Source organism: Streptomyces sp. NPDC002032 (genome assembly GCF_042890765.1).
Classification (GTDB): Bacteria; Actinomycetota; Actinomycetes; order Streptomycetales; family Streptomycetaceae; genus Streptomyces.
The window spans coordinates 118,476-134,722 of record NZ_JBIASM010000002.1 but is presented as its reverse complement, the minus strand read 5'-3'; the positions used below and the strand labels follow the sequence as shown (position 1 = coordinate 134,722).

Below are 16,247 nucleotides of genomic sequence, written 5' to 3'. Positions count from 1 at the left end.
ACCCGCAACGAGCGTTGCGCATCACGCAACGTCACGAGGAGGAACCCGCATGGCCAGCGACGCAGTCCGACGGCTCGCCGACGAACCGGTCGACCACCGGTTCAAGGGGCTCCCCCCGGACGCCGAGGCCGCCGGCCTCACCGTCGGCAAGCTCGCCGCCCAGGCCCGCGACCTGTACACCGGCGGGTTCACCACCCCGGTCCTGACCCTCGACGCGGACGCCCTCGAACACAACCTCGCCGCGCTGGGCGAGTACGCCCGCCGCCACGACCTGGCCTTCGCCCCGCACGGCAAGACCTGCATGGCCCCCCAGCTCTTCGAGCGCCAGCTGGCACACGGCGCCTGGGGCATCACCGCCGCCGTCCCCCACCAGGCCCGCGTCTACCGCGCCTTCGGGATCCAGCGGATCTTCCTCGCCAACGAGCTCGTCGACCCCGCCGCCCTGCACTGGGTGGCCGCCGAACTCGCCGCCGACCCCGGCTTCCGCTTCGTCTGCTACGTCGATTCCGTGCGCGGCGTCCGCCTCATGGACGCGGCCCTGCAAGGCCGCGGCGCCGTCCTGGACGTGGTGGTCGAACTCGGCGCCGGCGAAGGCGCCCGCACCGGAGCCCGCACCGACGAGGACTGCCGCGCCGTCGCCGACGCCGTCGCCGACGCCGCCACCCTGCGCCTGGCGGGCATCGCCGGCTACGAGGCCGAGGTGCCCGGCGCCGGCCCGGACAGCGTCCACGCCTACCTGCGCCGCCTCACCTCCCTCGCCGCCGAGTTCGACGCCGCGGGCCGCTTCGCCCCCGACCTGCCGGAGATCGTCGTCAGCGCGGGCGGCTCCGCCTGGTTCGACGCCGTCGCCGACGTCTTCGGCGCGCTCCCCGAACTGTCCCGCCCGGTCCTGAAGCTGCTGCGCTCCGGCGCGTACGTCTCGCACGACCACGGCTGGTACAGCGGTCTGACGCCCTTCAACCGGATCCCCGAGGAGGGCGGCCTGCGCCCCGCCTTCCGGCTGTGGACCCAGGTCGTCTCCCGCCCCTCCCCCACCCAGGCCTTCGTCAACGCCGGCAAGCGCGACATCGCCTACGACCTCGGGCTGCCCGAGGCCGAACTCGTCCGCGACGCCCTCACCGGCGAACAGCGCCCCGCCGCCGGCGTCCGCGTCGTCAAGCTCTCCGACCAGCACGCCTGGCTGGAGACCGACTCCGCCGACGACGTCCAGGTCGGCGACTGGGTGGCGCTCGGCATGTCCCACCCCTGCACCATCTTCGAGAAGTGGCCGCTGATCCCGCTGGTGCAGGCCGACGGCACCGTCACCGACTACGTCCGCACCTTCTTCTAGCCGTGGACCTCGTCATCCGGGGCGCCCGCGTCGCCGACGGCACCGGCAGCCCCTCCCGCACGGCCGACGTCGCCGTCCACCAGGGCCGCATCGCCGCCATCGGCCGGATCCCGGGCGGCGGACGCCACACACTCGACGCCCGGGGGCTGGTCCTGGCCCCCGGGTTCATCGACATGCACGCCCACAGCGACCTCGCGCTGCTCCGCGACCCGGACCACAGCGCGAAGGCCGCCCAGGGCGTGACCCTCGAAGTCCTGGGCCAGGACGGCCTCTCCTACGCCCCCGCCGACGCGCCCACCCTCGCCGGGGTGCGCACGGCCATCGCCGGCTGGAACGGCCCCGGCGACGACGTCGACTTCGACTGGCACACCGTCGGCGGCTACCTCGACCGCCTCGACCACGGCTTCGACGGCCAGGGCATCGCCGTCAACGCCGCGTACCTCGTCCCGCAGGGCACCGTCCGCGCCCTCGCCCTCGGCTGGGACGACCGCCCCGCCACCCCCGCCGAACTCGACCGGATGCGCCGGCTCGTCGCCGAGGGCCTGGAACAGGGCGCCGTCGGCATGTCCTCCGGCCTCACCTACACCCCCGGCATGTACGCCTCAGGGTCCGAACTCACCGCACTGTGCCGGGTCGTGGCCGCGTACGGCGGCTACTACTGCCCGCACCACCGCTCGTACGGCCGCGGCGCGCTCGGCGCCTACGCCGAGATGCTCGCCCTGACCCGCGAGGCGGGCTGCGCCCTCCACCTCGCCCACGCCACCATGAACTTCGGCGAGAACGAGGGCCGGGCCGGCGAACTCCTGGACCTCCTCGACACCGCCCTGGCCGACGGCGCCGACCTCACCCTCGACAGCTACCCCTACACCCCGGGCTGCACCACCCTCGTCGCCCTGCTGCCCAGCTGGGCGGGCGAAGGCGGCCCGGAAGCGGTCCTGGCCCGGCTGCGCGACGACGCCACCGCCGAGCGGATCCGCCACGCCCTGGAGGTGGAGGGCGCCGACGGCTGCCACGGGGTGCCGGTGGACTGGTCCACGATCGAGGTGTCCGGCACCACCTCCCCCGCGTACGCCCGCCACATCGGCACCCGCCTGGACGGCTGGGACACCGCCCGGCGGCTGCTGCTCGGGGACCGGCTCGGCCCGACCGTCCTCCAGCACGTCGGCCACGAGGACAACGTCCGCACGATCATGCGCCACCGGGCCCACACCGGCGGCTCCGACGGCATCCTGCACGGCGCGAAACCGCACCCCCGCGCGTACGGCACCTTCCCGCACTACCTCGGCCGCTACGTCCGCGAGCTGGGCGTGCTCTCCCTGGAGGAGTGCGTGGCCCACCTCACCGGCCGCCCGGCGGCCCGGCTGCGCCTGCCGGACCGGGGCCTGGTCCGCGAGGGCCACCGCGCCGACCTCGTCCTCTTCGACCCGGACACGGTCGCCGCCGGATCCACCTACGCCCGCCCGCGCGCCCTGCCCACCGGCATCCCGTACGTACTGATCGACGGACGCTTCGTCATCCGCGACGGCCGCCGCACCGACGTCCTGGCGGGCCGCTCCGTGCGGCGGACGCCCGTGTCCGCCGGGCCCATACGATGAACCGCATGGTCGCCGCCTTCCTCCTCCCCGCCCTGCTGTTCCTCGCCCTGTGCGTGAGCGCCTGGAAGGACCGCCGCCGCTTCCGCAACGCGGTACTGCTCGGCCTGACCTCCCTGACCCTCTCCTTCGCCCTGCTCCTCCAGCTGACGGCGCTCCCCCACTGGGCGGCCCTGTCCGTGCTGGTCCTCGTCCTCACCCTGCCCACGGCCTGCGTCCTGGCGGTCGGCGGCTTCCTCGTCGCCAACGGCGTGACCATGGTCCGCAAGGAGGGCGCCCACCCGCCCACCCTGCTGTCGCTGCTCGCGGGCCTGGGCATCTTCGCGATGACCGCCCTGCTGATCACGGTCCCGTGGTTCGGCTCCACCCTCCTGAACGGCATCGCGGGCACCCTCACCCTGGTCGTCGCGTACGTCGCCTTCCTGTTCCTGTGCTTCCTCGGCTACGCCTTCCTCTACGGCCGGATCAAGGTCCGCGGCGACGTCGACCACGTGGTCCTGCTGGGCTCGGGCCTGATCGGCGGCGAGCGGGTACCGCCCCTGCTGGCCTCCCGCCTGCGCAAGGGCCAGGAGATCTACGCGGCCCAGCTGGCCCGCGGCTCCCGCCCGCCGCTGCTGCTCCCCTCGGGCGGGAAGGGCAGCGACGAGAAGGTCCCCGAGGCCCGGGCGATGGCGGACTGGCTGATCGCCGCGGGGGTCCCGGCAGAACACATCGTGCTGGAGGACCGCTCCACCACCACCGAGGAGAACATGCTCTTCTCGCGGGAGATCATGGAAGCGGCCGACCCGGGCTACCGGTGCGTGGTGGTCACCAACAACTTCCACGCCTTCCGGGCCGCGATGATGGCCCGCAAGGCCGGGGTCAACGGCCAGGTCGTGGGCTCGCCGACCGCCCGCTATTTCCTGCCCAGCGCCACCCTGCGCGAGTTCGTCGCGGTGTTCTGGGAGCACCGCACGGTCAACCTCTGGATCTGCGGAGTCCTGGTCGCCCTGGGCGCCGCGGCCACCCTCGCCGCCGCCTGACGCCGTCCGAGGTGCGTTCTTGGGGCCGGGGCCGGACGATGGGGGCCTGAGGGACACCGAGGAGGTACCGATGGACAGTGAAGCGGACCAGCAGCCCACCCGCTCGGACCGGCTCTTCACGGGCGGCGAGCGGCCGTACGACCCCGAGGACCTGGTGATGGCGACCGGACACGACCCGACTCCGGAGCGGGTCGAGAAGGCACGCAGGCTGATGGAGAAGGAGGGCCCCCAGGTCATCGAGCGGTACCTGCCGTAAGGACCGCCCGTGGGCCCTGCCGACGATCCCGGCCCGGGGCGGCGCCGCCCCGGGCCGGAGGCGTGGGCGTGGGTGGGGGCGGGGGTGTGGGTGTGGGCGTGGGGGTGGGGTAGGCGCGGGAGCGGTCCGGAACAGAATCGGCGGGGGATCGTTAGGCGTCCGGGGGCAGCGCCACGGAGGTCAGAGGTCAGATGAACAGCGTCGCCGTCACCGTCGACTGGGACCACCCCACGGACCCGCACCCCGGTCCGCGTCTCGAACACGTCCGCACCTACGTCGCCAGCGGCGGCGCCGACGGCCACCTGTGGCACGGCGTCCCCACCCTCCTGCTGACCACCCTCGACCGGGCCACCGGCCGCACCGTGCGCACCCCCCTGATCTACGGGGAGGACGTCGGCCGCCACCTCGTCGTGGCCGCCGCCTCGGGCGCCCCGCACCACCCGGCCTGGTACCTGAACCTCACCGCCCACCCGGAGGTCCGCCTCCAGGTGGGCGCCGACGTATTCGCGGCCCGGGCGCGCACGGCGACCCCGGCCGAGCGGGAGACGTACTGGGAGGCGATGACGGCCCTGTGGCCGCTCTTCGACGACCACCAGGCCGCGGCGTGGCCGCGGGAGATCCCGCTGGTGATCATCGAGGGTGAACGGGTGGGCAGCCCCTAACGGGCCGGGGGCTGGTCGTCCACGGGCTGGCCCTTGACGGGCTGCGCCTCGGCGGACTCGGCCTCGACCGGCTGGTCGAAGCGGACGGAGCGCACCAGGAGCCGGTCGCTCGCCTGCCGGCCGTGGGGCTTGAGCCGCCATTCGCGGCCGTCGCAGTTGGTGTCGGAGTAGACGGTCACCCAGGCGTCGGTCTCGTTGTGCGGGGCGAAGCCGGGAGCGAACTCGTAGGAGTCCACGCCGTAGAGGTTGATGCACTTGTCGCTGCGCGGGTCCGGCAGGGTGACGGTCAGCTCCCGGTCGAAGTCGTCCCGGTACTTGTAGTGGAAATCGCCGGTGGTGGCCAGCGCCGAGCCCGACATCGACAGGGTCAGCGCGAAGGCGCCCAGGGCGGCGGCGACGGCGTTGCGGAGCTTCATGCGGGGGTGGATCCCTTCCGGAGACGATCAAGACGGTCAAGACGATCCAGGGGTCACTGCGGGGCCGACCCTAGGAGGGTTCGTTTTGCCGAATCGATCCGCCTCGGGAGGCCGCCACCGCGCGTCCCCGCATCACCACCCGTTCGGGCCAGCCCTGTCACCAACCGGGCGGCGGAAGCGGGCCGTTGGACCCGGTACGGGGAGGTGTGGTGCGGGGAGGAGTACCCCCCTAGACGGCGTCCTCGGCCCCGGCCCCGGGAGCCTGTGGGGCGACGGGGGCCGCCACCGCCGTGTAGGTCCGGCCGTCGACGGCGTACTCCCCGAGCGGGACCATGCCGAAGGCGTCCACGTGCACCTTCCACGAGGGCGCGTTCCCCGACTCGATGAAGGCCACCAGCAGTTCGGCCCGCCCCGCCGCCGCGCCGAGGGCCCGCGCGAACAGCCCCCGGGCCACCCCGTGCCCGCGGAACCCCGCGTCGACCACGACCGGCCCGTACAGCAGCCACGGCACCCCGCTCAGCGGCCGCCCCCGCCACAGCAGGACGTCCTGCGCCCGCAGCAGCCCGAGCACCGCCGCAGGCGGGTCGCCCATGTCCCGGGCCACCGACAGCGCGAGCAGGCCGGCGACCCGCCCCTGACCGGCGTCGGCCACGAGCAGCTCCCGGTCCCGCGCCATACCGCGCAGGGCCCCGACCCCGAAGGTGCCCTGGACGAAGCCCTGGGCGGCCCGCTGCGCCTCGGTCAGGGCATCGTGGTGGTTGGCGGCGAACAGGCGCGCCATGGCGGGCGCGTCGGCCTCGGCGGCGTATCGGTAGCGCATGGCGCCGATGCTGCCACGCCGTACCGGCCGGGCGCCTCAGTCACGGTCGTAGACCGTCACCTCCACGTCCCGGGCGCACAGGGCGCCGACGATCAGCGGCTCCATGCGCGACCACTTACCGCCCGCCAGCCCGCAGCCGATCCGGGGCATGTGCACGCTGGCCCCGAGCTCGACGGCACGGTCGGCCACGGTGGTGAGGCAGCGCCCGACGGCGTCGTACCGGATCGGCACCCCGGCGCTGCCGGTGCGTATCCCGCGCTGACCCACCATGTTGGCCACCCACACGTCCGGACGCACCCGCACCACCTGTACGGCCCCGAGCCCGAAGTCGTTCCCGTTCCTCCCCCGGTGCCAGGCCCGGAATTCCGCCTCCGGCTCGGGCCACCGCCGCGACACGGCGAGGACGAAGCCCTTCCCCCAGCCCCCGATGTCGTTGCAGACGTGCGCGATCAGCTTCGGCCCCTTGGCCTGCGGACTCGTGGCATCCCCGGCGATGATCCTGAGCGGCTTCATACCGGCCACGCTAGGCGAGGGCGCTGACAGGGGGCGGGGTTGGGGGTGCCGGTTGCAAGGCTGGGTGGGGCCGGGGGTGGGCGGTGCACCCCGGAGGGGGCCGGAGGGGTGCTGGGGGCTGCCCGTCAGTCCACTGTCCTTCCGCGTCGGGCCGGTCCCTCAAGGGCGCTCCTTCGTCGCGTCGCTTCGCGATGGCCTTCGGCCACCCTTGACCGACCGTCCCGCCACGAAACGCCAAAGACTGCCGGGAAGCCCCCAGGGAAACGGCAGGGGGACAGGTCATGCCCGGGCCCGCCAGAGATGCACGAGGGGCCGGGCCCTGCCAGACCACACGAGACAGCGACACGACGAGCCAGACCCACCACCCCACGAGCCGGCACAGCAGGTCGTGACGTCCTCCTCGCTGCTCAGTGGCCGCAGGCCGTCCGTGGATACGGCTTCCTGGCTACTGACGTCATGAGACGGCGATCGGGTCGGTCATGGGGGGACGTGGGGGCTAGTTTGGGTGACCATGAATCAGTTGCCTGCGGATCCGATGGTGTTGCACCCCATTCCCGGCCAGCCGCGCGTGGTGCTGCTCAAGCCTCTGGTCACGTCCGGGCTGATCGAGGTCGGGGAGTACTCGTACTACGACGATCCGGACGATCCCACCGCCTTCGAGACCCGCAACGTCCTGTACCACTACGGGCCGGAGAAGCTGGTCATCGGGAAGTTCTGCGCGCTCGGCGCCGGCGTGCGGTTCCTCATGAACGGGGCCAACCACCGGATGGACGGGCCGTCCACCTTCCCGTTCCCCATCATGGGCGGATCGTGGGCCGCGCACTTCGACCTGATCACCGGACTGCCGGGGCGGGGCGACACCGTCGTCGGCAACGACGTCTGGTTCGGGTACGGCACGACGGTGATGCCCGGTGTGCGCATCGGTCACGGGGCGGTCATCGGCTCCGGGGCCGTCGTCGTCGACGACGTACCCGACTACGGCATCGTCGGCGGCAACCCGGCACGGCTCCTCCGGACCCGCTACGAGGACGCCGACATCGCCCGCCTGCTGCGCATCGCCTGGTGGGACTGGCCGGTCGAGCGGATCAGCGCGCACCTGCGCGTGATCATGTCGGGCACGGTCGACGAGCTGGAGGCGGTCGCGTCAGGCGTTGGTGTTCAGGAAGCCGATGACCACGGCGCCCCACCAGCAGAGCTGTGAGACCAAGGCGGTCGCTCCGCCCCAGAGCAGGAGCCGACTGCCGACCGCTCGGCGGGCCCCTTCGAGGCGCCGGCCCATGCCCCCCTGCCCCGCCACCGTCCCCCAGAAAGCCGTATCCACGGCCAACCTGCGGCCACTGAGCAGCGAGGAGGGCGTCACGACCTGCTGTGCCGGCTCGTGGGGTGGTGGGTCTGGCTCGTCGTGTCGCTGTCTCGTGTGGTCTGGCAGGGCCCGGCCCCTCGTGCATCTCTGGCGGGCCCGGGCATGACCTGTCCCCCCTGCCGTTTCCCTGGGGGCTTCCCGGCAGTCTTTGGCGTTTCGTGGCGGGACGGTCGGTCAAGGGTGGCCGAAGGCCATCGCGAAGCGACGCGACGAAGGAGCGCCCTTGAGGGACCGGCCCGACACGGAAGGACAGTGGACTGACGGGCAGCCCCCAGCACCCCTCCGGCCCCCTCCAGGGTGCACCGCCCACCCCCGGCCCCACCCAGCCTTGCAACCGGCACCACCCCCAAGGTGACGAGCGCAACACTCCCGTCTCGCCACCTCACGTTCCCCGATTCCGCAGGTCTCGTCCCCGGCGGGCCGCCGTTTCCAAGGGTGGGCGGGGCCGCTACCCACCCATCGCGCGAACCGGGGCATTTCGCACCCCCATGTCCGTCCGAAATGGCGGAGCGGGCGGCGCGCGGGGCCCGTAAGCTCCCGTCATGCAGGTGATCCAGTCAACGAAGCTCGCCAATGTCTGCTACGAGATCCGCGGCCCCGTCCTCGAAGAGGCGATGCGGCTCGAAGCGGCAGGTCATCGCATCCTCAAGCTCAACACCGGCAACCCCGCGGCCTTCGGCTTCGAGTGCCCGCCGGAGATCCTTGAGGACATGCTGCGCAACCTGGGCAACGCCCACGGTTACGGGGACGCGAAGGGCCTGCTCTCGGCGCGCCGCGCGGTCATGCAGCACTACCAGACCAAGGGCATCGAGCTGGACGTCGAGGACATCTACCTCGGCAACGGCGTCTCCGAGCTGATCCAGATGTCGATGCAGGCGCTGCTCGACGACGGCGACGAGGTGCTGGTCCCCGCTCCGGACTATCCCCTGTGGACCGCCTCGGTGAGCCTCGCCGGGGGCACCGCCGTGCACTACCGCTGCGACGAGCAGTCCGACTGGATGCCGGACCTCGCCGACATCGAGCGCAAGATCACGGACCGCACCCGCGCGATGGTGATCATCAACCCGAACAACCCGACCGGCGCCGTCTACGACGACGAGATGCTCCGCGGGCTCACGGACATCGCCCGCCGTCACAACCTGGTCGTCTGCTCGGACGAGATCTACGACCGGATCCTCTACGACGGCACCACGCACACCAACACCGCCGCCATCGCGCCCGACCTGCTGACGCTCACCTTCAACGGCCTGTCGAAGAACTACCGCGTCGCCGGGTTCCGGGCCGGCTGGATGGCCGTCTGCGGCCCGAAGAAGCACGCCGCCTCCTACATCGAGGGCCTGACGATCCTCGCGAACATGCGCCTGTGCGCGAACATGCCCTCGCAGCACGCCGTCGCCACCGCGCTCGGCGGCCGGCAGTCGATCGAGGACCTGGTCCTGCCGGGCGGGCGGATCCTGGAGCAGCGCAACGTCGCGTACGACCTGCTGACCCAGATCCCGGGCGTGACGTGCGTGAAGCCGAAGGGCGCCCTGTACGCCTTCCCGCGGCTCGACCCGTCCGTCTACAAGATCAAGGACGACCGTCAGATGGTCCTCGACCTGCTGCGGGCCGAGAAGATCATGGTGGTGCACGGTACGGGCTTCAACTGGCCCGATCCCGACCACTTCCGGATCGTGACCCTGCCCAACGCGAAGGACCTGGCGGACGCCGTGACGCGGATCGGGAACTTCCTCGACGGGTACGGGCAGCCGTAGGGACGCGGGCCCGGGCGCCGGGGCGGGTGCCCGGACGCCGGTGCCGTCCGGCGCCGGCGGAGCCCCGGGGCCTCCACCCGCATTCCACCAGGATTCAACTCAACTTTAGACCGGTTCCAATGTAGGATGGGTCTCCTGACCACGCAGGAGGCCTCCTCATGTACGAGCCGATCCGCTCCAAGCCGGTCGTCCACCGCGAGGGCGTCCGCCACGACTACCCGCACCGCAGCCGTGCCGAGGCGCTGGACATCCAGCTCGCCGGGCACCTCTCGGCCCTCCTCGCCCTGACCGACGAGCTCGGGCTGGACGACGCCGCGGAGCAGATCGCCGCCCAGGTGACGCGCCTGCGCGGAGCCCGCCCGGCGCGCGCGGCGGGCCGCTCCGAGGAGGACCCGGCCGTCCTGCACCGCCGCGCCCACGACCTGGCCGCCCGCGCCCTGCTCGTCGCCGCCTCCCGCGCCGACACCACCGCCGCGATCCTCGCCGCCGGGCGCATGGACGCCCACGCCGCCGCCCTCGACTCCGTCGACCTGGCCGGCGCCCACTGACGGCCCCGGTCCGGGGCCGCGGAGGCTCCGGACCGGGTGCCATGAACCTCCTGGCCGTATCGCGGAGTTGCTATCGTCTGCGACACCACCGGTCCGCCGCTCCTTCCGGTGGGCCGATCGGGGAGTCAGGGAGAACCGTGCAGGATCCGTCGCACCAGCCGCCGCAGCCGACTTCGCCGCCGTACGTGCAGCCTGCCGCTCCGGGACCCTCGCGGGTCAAGCTCTGGGCGGCCGGGGCCGCCGTGGTGAGTGCCATCGCCGGCGTGGCCAGTGCCGTCGCCGCCTTCTCCGACCACACGGCACCGCCGGCAGCGGTAGCGCCCCCCACGTCGGCGACGGTCGGCGCGCCGCCCCCGCAGAGCCCGGCGGGCATCGCCGCGAGCCCGGGGACCGGTGCCGCGGCAGGCGCCGGAAGTGCCGGAGGTTCGGGCAGCCCGGGAGCCGCCGCGAGCGTGCGCTGGTCGGGCACGGTGGTGCTCGGGCTGGAGGGCCTCGACCTCTCGCAGGTGCCGCCGCGCCAGAAGGAGGGCACCCTCATCCGGCCTGCGGCCGGGCGCAACGGTTCGAGCTCGATGGAGGTGCTGGGCACCGCCGCGCTCTGGCCGGACGCCGGCTCGGAGCCGACGGCCCAGGGCTGCAAGGACCTGCTGGCCACCCAGTCGCGCAAGTCGGTCGTCGTCGCCGAGGGCGACAGCGTGTGCCTCGTCAACGAGAACTCCCCGATCGCCGTCCTGAAGGTCACGGCGACCAAGTACGAAGAGGGCTCGTACGGGCTGATCGAGGGCCGGCTCACCACCTGGAACCTGCGCGCCGACAGGTGAGCGCGGCGGTCCGGCCCCTCGCCCCGCCGCTCAGCCCGCCTCCACTCCCGCCACCCCGCACCACGGCGTCGTGCCCAGGGGCCAGGGCGGGCCGATGGCCTCGGCGTAGGACGGGGCGGCCGGGGTGAGGCCCGGGACGCGGACCAGGGACTGGGACGTACGGGTGCCCGGGCCCGGGGTCCGCCGGTCGCGGAACTCGACCGTGATCACGTACGAGCCCTCCCCGCGCTCCCCCACGGTCGCCTCCACCGTCGCCGCCACCCGGTGGCTGGCCGGGTCCACGCGGCAGGACGTCACGCGTACGTCCGGCCGCGGCCGGGGCGCCGACGCTCCTGCGCTGGCCCATACGTAGAGGCCCAGCGGGGCGAACACCAGCAATCCCGCCAGCCCCATCAAGCCGACCAGCCAGCCCTGCCACTTCAACGCGCTCACGCCCATGGCACGATCCTCCCGGGCCCCCGCCCGGCCCACCAGCACCCACGGGCCCACACAGCATTTCGAAGTGGGACCGCCTGGACACCCCGCGTTCATGCGAACCGCCGCGGAATGTGGGTTTCCGCGAGCACGCTGCCCTCGTGAGACGCAACCTGGGAATCGCTCTGGCGGTCCTCCTGATCGGCGGCGTGATCGCCGTCATCTTCTTCGGGGGACCAGGAGCCGCAGGCACGCCAACGACGAGCGTGCGCGGCGTCATCGGGTCGGAGAAGTCGGAATTCTTCCGCGACCCCGACGTCGGCAAAGCCCTTGCCGCCAAGGGCTTCACCGTGAAGACCGAAACCTCGGGATCCTGGGCCATGGACCAACTGGCCCTCAAGGATTACGACTTCGCCTTCCCCGGCAGCAGTGAACCGGCGCAGGAGATCGAAGCCGCGGCCGGTGTGAAGGGCGCGCAGACGGCCAAGCCCTTCTTCTCCCCGCTCGTCGTGATCGCCCGGGCCAACGCGGCCAAGGTGCTGGCCGACGGCGGGCTCGTGAAGATGTCCGGGAAGAACTCCGGCACCCTCCTGATGGGCCCCTACCTGAAGGCCGCCGGCGAGGACCGCACCTGGCAGCAGCTGCCCGGTTCGGCGGCCTACCCCGAGCTGACCGGGACGGTGTTCATCAAGACCACCGACCCCACCACCTCCAACTCGGGCGCCCTCTTCATCGCCGCGACCTCCAACATCGCCAACAGCGGCACCGTCGTCTCCGACGATGCCGGGATCGCCCGCACCACGCCCCTGCTGCGCAAGCTGATCTCGGTACAGGGCGCCCTGGAACCCAGCACCGACGACCCCTTCCGCGCCTTCATCAGCGGCAGCGGCGAACCGCTGATCCTCGCCTACGAGTCGCAGGTCGCCTCGCTCCTGATCCAGAAGCAGGCGGGCGGCGGGACGGACGACATGGTGGTGCTCTATCCGGACACCACCGTCAACTCCCCCCACACCTTCGTGCCGCTCGACGACAAGGCGCGCGAGCTGGGCACCCTGCTCGCCACCGACCCCAGGCTGCGCGAGCTGGCCGTACGGCACGGGTTCCGGCCGCAGGAGGGGGTCGCCGAGTTCACCGCGGCGACCGCGCCGTACGCCGGATACCTCAACCCGGGGCTGACCGGCATCCGCCAGGTCGGCGCACCGACCGTCAAGGTGCTGATGGCGCTGGCCGCCCGCGCCAAGGGACAGGGGGACACGCCGTGACACCCACACCGCCCGAGGACGCTCCGCTCGTCCTCACCCCGCCGGAGCCCGTGGCCCCCGTCCGCCGCGAACAGGCCGCCGGGCTCGTCCCGCTGGCGGACGGGGTGCGCGAGGAGATGGCGCGGCGGGCCGGGGAGTACGTGGGACAGCTGGCCGGGACCGACGTCCGCTCGCCCGAGTTCGCCGCCCGGATCGGCGAGATCTCCGGGCTGGGCGCGGCCGACGTGCGCGGCGCCGCGCAGCAGTCCAACCGGATGCTGGAGCGGGCCGTGCGCTCGCTCGGCGCGGGCGGGGCCGGTGACGCGCAGGCCCGGGTCGCGGGTTCGCTCGTCGAGCTGCGGCGCACCGTCGAGGACCTCGATCCCCGGGACGCTCCCGCCAAGGGGCTCGGCAGGCTGTTCTCGAAGCTGCCGGGCGGCAGCCGGCTGCGGGACCACGTGGCGAGGTACGCCTCCTCGCAGGCCACTTTGAACCGGATCGTCGGCGCGCTGCGCGGGGGCCAGGACGAACTGCGGCGCGACAACGCGGCGCTGCACACCGAGCGGGCCCGGCTGTGGGAGACCATGGGCAGGCTCCAGGAGTACGCGGTCCTGACCGAGGCCCTGGACGCGGCCGTCGGGCAGCGGATCGCCGAGACGGAGCTCACCGATCCGGGAGCGGCGGACGCGATGCGCGCGGACGTGCTGTTCCCGGTGCGGCAGAAGCACCAGGACCTGCTGACGCAGCTGGCGGTGTGCGCGCAGGGCTATCTGGCGATGGACGTGGTGCGGCGCAACAACGACGAGCTGATCAGGGGTGTGGACCGGGCGGCGACGACCACGGTGTCGGCGCTGCGGATCGCGGTGATGCTGGCGTCGGCGCTGGACGGCCAGCGCGCCGTGATCGAGCAGGTCGACGCGCTGACGGGGACGACGCAGGAGCTGATCCGGGGGAACGCGCAGATGCTGTCCACGCAGAGCGGGGAGATCCAGCGGATCGCCGCGGACCCGGCGGTGGGGGCCGAGACGCTGCGGACGGCCTTCGCGCAGATCTACGAGACCTTGGACGCGATCGACACCTTCAAGGTGCAGGCCACCGAGAACATGGCGGCGACCGTGGAGTCCCTGACCGGTGAGCTCCAGGCGGCTTCGGCCCACCTGGCCCGGACGCGGAACGCGAGCGCCCTGGAAGGCGGGGAGCGATGAGCGGGCGTACGGTGCGCACGGCGCGGGCGGGCCGGAGGCTGGCGGCGGCCGTGGCCCTGGCGGCGACGCTGCTGGGGGCGGCGGCCTGTACCTCGCAGGAGCCCTCGTCGGCCTCGGAAGGTTCGGGCGGTTCCGGCGGGCCGAAGCCGCAGGAGTACAAGGAGGGCCGGCTGCGGGTGCTGGCGTCCAGCGAGCTCTCCGACATGGAGCCGGTCCTGAAGGCGGCGAAGGCGGCCACGGGCGTGTCGGTGGACTTCACCTGGTCGGGGACGCTGGACGCGGCGGAGCAGGTGGCCTCGGGGAAGGCGGACGGGAAGTACGACGCGGTCTGGCTGTCGTCCAACGACTACCTGCGGCTGCGCCCGGAGGCGGCGCCGAAGCTCGCGAACGAGACTCCGGTGATGTCCTCGCCGGTCGCGGTCGCGGTGAAGCCGGAGGCGGTCGCCCGGCTGGGGTGGAACCCGCGGGAGGTGACCTGGTCGGCGGTCGAGGAGGCCGTCGCCGCCGGGAAGCTGACGTACGGGATGACGGATCCGGTGCACTCCAACTCCGGTTTCTCGGCGCTCGTCTCGGTGGCCTCCGGGCTGTCGGGGGCGCAGTCGGCGCTGACCGACGCCGACGTGGCCGCGGCGCGGCCGCGGCTGCGGGAGTTCTTCAAGGGGCAGAAGCTGACGTCGGGTTCCTCGGGCTGGCTGGTGACGGCGTACGCGAAGCGCGGCGACGTGGACGCGCTGGTGAACTACGAGTCGGTGCTGCTGTCGATGAACGCCGGGGCCAAGGCCCCGCTGACGGTGATCCGGCCGAAGGACGGGGTGGTGACGGCGCACTATCCGCTGACGTTGCTGACCTCGGCCCCGGCCGGGGCGCGGGAGTCGGGCCGGCTGCTGACGGAGTACCTGCGGGGGGACGCGGCGCAGAAGGCCATCACGGAGAAGACGCTGCGGCGGCCGGTGGCGGCCGGGGTGGCTCCGGCGGCCGGTCTGGACGGGGAGAAGCGGCGGGAGCTGCCGTTCCCGGGGACGCGGTCGGTGGCGGACGGGCTGCTGGCCTCCTACGAGAACGAGCTGCGCCGGCCCTCGCGGACGGTGTACGTGCTGGACACCTCGGGGTCGATGGCGGAGCAGAACCGGATCGGGCGGCTGAAGTCGGCGCTCACCGAGCTGACGGGGAGCGGCGGTTCGGGAACGGGTGAGCGATTCAGGGACCGCGAGGAGGTGACTCTGCTGCCCTTCGGTGACAAGGTGAAGCAGGTGCTGACGCACGTCGTCGAGCCGGGGGCTCCGGGGGCTGCCCTGGACGCGATCCGTGGTGACGTGAATTCCCTCCGCCCGGAGGGGGGCACGGCCGTGTACGGCAGCCTGGAGGCCGCGTACCAGCACCTGGGGCAGGGGAACGCCGACGCGTTCACCTCGATCGTGCTCATGACGGACGGGCAGAGCGGGGACAAGGTGCAGGATTTCGATTCCTTCTACGCGGGGCTGCCCGAGGGGCAGAAGCACACTCCCGTCTTCGCGGTGCTGTTCGGGGATTCGGACCGCAAGGAACTGGCGCACATCACGGAACTGACGGGCGGCCGCCTCTTCGACGCCACCGACGGCAACGGCTCGCTGGACGGGGCCTTCGAGGAGATCCGTGGCTACCAGTAGCGCGCCCGCCGGGCTGCGGCGGCTGCGGGCCTATCTGGAATCGGGCAAGAACCTGGCGGGCTGCGTGTGCGGGCTGGCCGGGCTGGGGCTGACCCTGGCCGGGGTGGCGGGCGCGTACTGGCCGGCGGTGGTCGCGGGCCTGTACGGGGCGGGCGCGCTGATCGCCCCGCCGGAGCGGGTGGACGCCCCGCACTTCCCGGAACCGGCCGAGCAGTTGGGCGTCGTACGGGAGGACCTGGGGCGGCTGCGCGCGTACGTGGCGGAGGTGGAGCTGCCCGCGGCGGCCGGGGCCCGGCTGACCGAGTTGCTGGAGCTGTACGCGGCGCTGCTGGACCCGGGGTGGGTGGCGGACGTGCTGGCCACCGAGCCGGAGGCGGTGCACAGGCTGTCGCGGGCGATCCGGCTGGACGTGCCGGAGTGCGTGGACACGTACAGCAGGACGCGGTGGTGGACGCGGCTGACGCCGGGGGGCGAGTCGCCGGAGCGGCACCTGGAGCGGCAGCTGGCGCTGTTGCTGGAGGAGGCGGAACGCGTGACGGCGGACCTCCGTGAAACGGAGGCCCGCCGTCAGCAGACGCACACGACCTATTTGGAAGGTCGCAGAGAGTCCTAGGTCGGGGACTCCCGCGTCAGCCCTGCGGCCG

17 protein-coding genes are annotated in these 16,247 nt (G+C 72.9%); 13 read left to right on the top strand and 4 right to left on the bottom strand.

Annotated elements, in window-relative coordinates:
- Positions 1–49: 49 nt before the first annotated feature.
- From ACFYYT_RS04740 to ACFYYT_RS04720, 5 genes are all read left to right on the top strand, one after another.
- Positions 50–1,330 (top strand): alanine racemase, encoded by a 1,281-nt coding sequence (locus tag ACFYYT_RS04740; protein WP_351820176.1) that lies wholly within the window; start codon positions 50–52, stop codon positions 1,328–1,330.
- A gap of 2 nt (positions 1,331–1,332) precedes the next feature.
- Entirely contained in the window at positions 1,333–2,925 is a 1,593-nt protein-coding gene (locus ACFYYT_RS04735; RefSeq protein ID WP_351820174.1) for a D-aminoacylase, read from the top strand.
- Between the two features lie 5 nt (positions 2,926–2,930).
- Positions 2,931–3,944: a YdcF family protein gene (locus tag ACFYYT_RS04730; protein WP_351820171.1), complete on the top strand. Its 1,014-nt coding sequence runs from the start codon at positions 2,931–2,933 to the stop codon at positions 3,942–3,944.
- 70 nt (positions 3,945–4,014) lie between these two features.
- Complete coding sequence (locus tag ACFYYT_RS04725; protein ID WP_351820168.1) at positions 4,015–4,200, top strand: hypothetical protein; 186 nt, start codon at positions 4,015–4,017, stop codon at positions 4,198–4,200.
- Positions 4,201–4,391: 191 nt separating this feature from the next.
- The gene (locus tag ACFYYT_RS04720) at positions 4,392–4,862 is read left to right on the top strand and encodes a nitroreductase/quinone reductase family protein (RefSeq protein WP_351820165.1); all 471 of its coding nucleotides are present in this window, start codon (positions 4,392–4,394) and stop codon (positions 4,860–4,862) included.
- Here the strand turns inward: ACFYYT_RS04720 and ACFYYT_RS04715 are convergent.
- The 3 genes from ACFYYT_RS04715 to ACFYYT_RS04705 form a co-directional block, all read right to left on the bottom strand.
- Positions 4,859–5,278 (bottom strand): hypothetical protein, encoded by a 420-nt coding sequence (locus ACFYYT_RS04715; RefSeq protein WP_351820162.1) that lies wholly within the window; start codon positions 5,276–5,278, stop codon positions 4,859–4,861. The two genes, ACFYYT_RS04720 and ACFYYT_RS04715, sit on opposite strands and share 4 nt — an antisense overlap.
- Before the next feature lie 229 nt (positions 5,279–5,507).
- Positions 5,508–6,098 carry a GNAT family N-acetyltransferase gene (locus ACFYYT_RS04710; RefSeq protein ID WP_351820159.1) on the bottom strand — a complete coding sequence of 197 codons (591 nt, stop codon included), beginning with the start codon at positions 6,096–6,098 and terminating at the stop codon, positions 5,508–5,510.
- A 36-nt stretch (positions 6,099–6,134) separates the two neighbouring features.
- Entirely contained in the window at positions 6,135–6,611 is a 477-nt protein-coding gene (locus ACFYYT_RS04705) for a macro domain-containing protein (protein ID WP_351820156.1), read from the bottom strand.
- Between the two features lie 511 nt (positions 6,612–7,122).
- Here ACFYYT_RS04705 and ACFYYT_RS04700 point away from each other — a divergent pair.
- From ACFYYT_RS04700 to ACFYYT_RS04685, 4 genes are all read left to right on the top strand, one after another.
- Positions 7,123–7,812 (top strand): CatB-related O-acetyltransferase, encoded by a 690-nt coding sequence (locus ACFYYT_RS04700; protein ID WP_351820153.1) that lies wholly within the window; start codon positions 7,123–7,125, stop codon positions 7,810–7,812.
- A 704-nt stretch (positions 7,813–8,516) separates the two neighbouring features.
- Entirely contained in the window at positions 8,517–9,728 is a 1,212-nt protein-coding gene (locus tag ACFYYT_RS04695) for a pyridoxal phosphate-dependent aminotransferase (protein WP_351820150.1), read from the top strand.
- Between the two features lie 158 nt (positions 9,729–9,886).
- On the top strand, positions 9,887–10,276 hold the full coding sequence (locus tag ACFYYT_RS04690) for a hypothetical protein (RefSeq protein WP_351820147.1): 390 nt from the start codon (positions 9,887–9,889) through the stop codon (positions 10,274–10,276).
- 137 nt (positions 10,277–10,413) lie between these two features.
- Positions 10,414–11,097 carry a hypothetical protein gene (locus ACFYYT_RS04685; protein ID WP_351820144.1) on the top strand — a complete coding sequence of 228 codons (684 nt, stop codon included), beginning with the start codon at positions 10,414–10,416 and terminating at the stop codon, positions 11,095–11,097.
- Positions 11,098–11,127: 30 nt separating this feature from the next.
- Here the strand turns inward: ACFYYT_RS04685 and ACFYYT_RS04680 are convergent, their stop codons facing one another.
- The gene (locus ACFYYT_RS04680; RefSeq protein ID WP_351820141.1) at positions 11,128–11,529 is read right to left on the bottom strand and encodes a hypothetical protein; all 402 of its coding nucleotides are present in this window, start codon (positions 11,527–11,529) and stop codon (positions 11,128–11,130) included.
- Between the two features lie 143 nt (positions 11,530–11,672).
- On the opposite strand from ACFYYT_RS04680, the gene ACFYYT_RS04675 reads away from it, so the two are divergent.
- The 4 genes from ACFYYT_RS04675 to ACFYYT_RS04660 are packed head-to-tail and all read left to right on the top strand — an operon-like array spanning position 11,673 to position 16,216.
- Positions 11,673–12,773 (top strand): hypothetical protein, encoded by a 1,101-nt coding sequence (locus tag ACFYYT_RS04675; protein ID WP_351820138.1) that lies wholly within the window; start codon positions 11,673–11,675, stop codon positions 12,771–12,773.
- Positions 12,770–13,957, top strand: a complete 1,188-nt coding sequence (locus ACFYYT_RS04670; protein WP_351820135.1) for a toxic anion resistance protein — start codon at positions 12,770–12,772, stop codon at positions 13,955–13,957. The genes ACFYYT_RS04675 and ACFYYT_RS04670 overlap by 4 nt, the downstream gene beginning before the upstream one ends.
- A complete protein-coding gene (locus tag ACFYYT_RS04665) occupies positions 13,954–15,603 on the top strand; it encodes a substrate-binding and VWA domain-containing protein (RefSeq protein WP_351820132.1) in 1,650 nt (549 codons plus the stop codon). The genes ACFYYT_RS04670 and ACFYYT_RS04665 overlap by 4 nt, the downstream gene beginning before the upstream one ends.
- Entirely contained in the window at positions 15,590–16,216 is a 627-nt protein-coding gene (locus ACFYYT_RS04660) for a hypothetical protein (protein WP_351820129.1), read from the top strand. The genes ACFYYT_RS04665 and ACFYYT_RS04660 overlap by 14 nt, the downstream gene beginning before the upstream one ends.
- Positions 16,217–16,247: the final 31 nt, after the last annotated feature.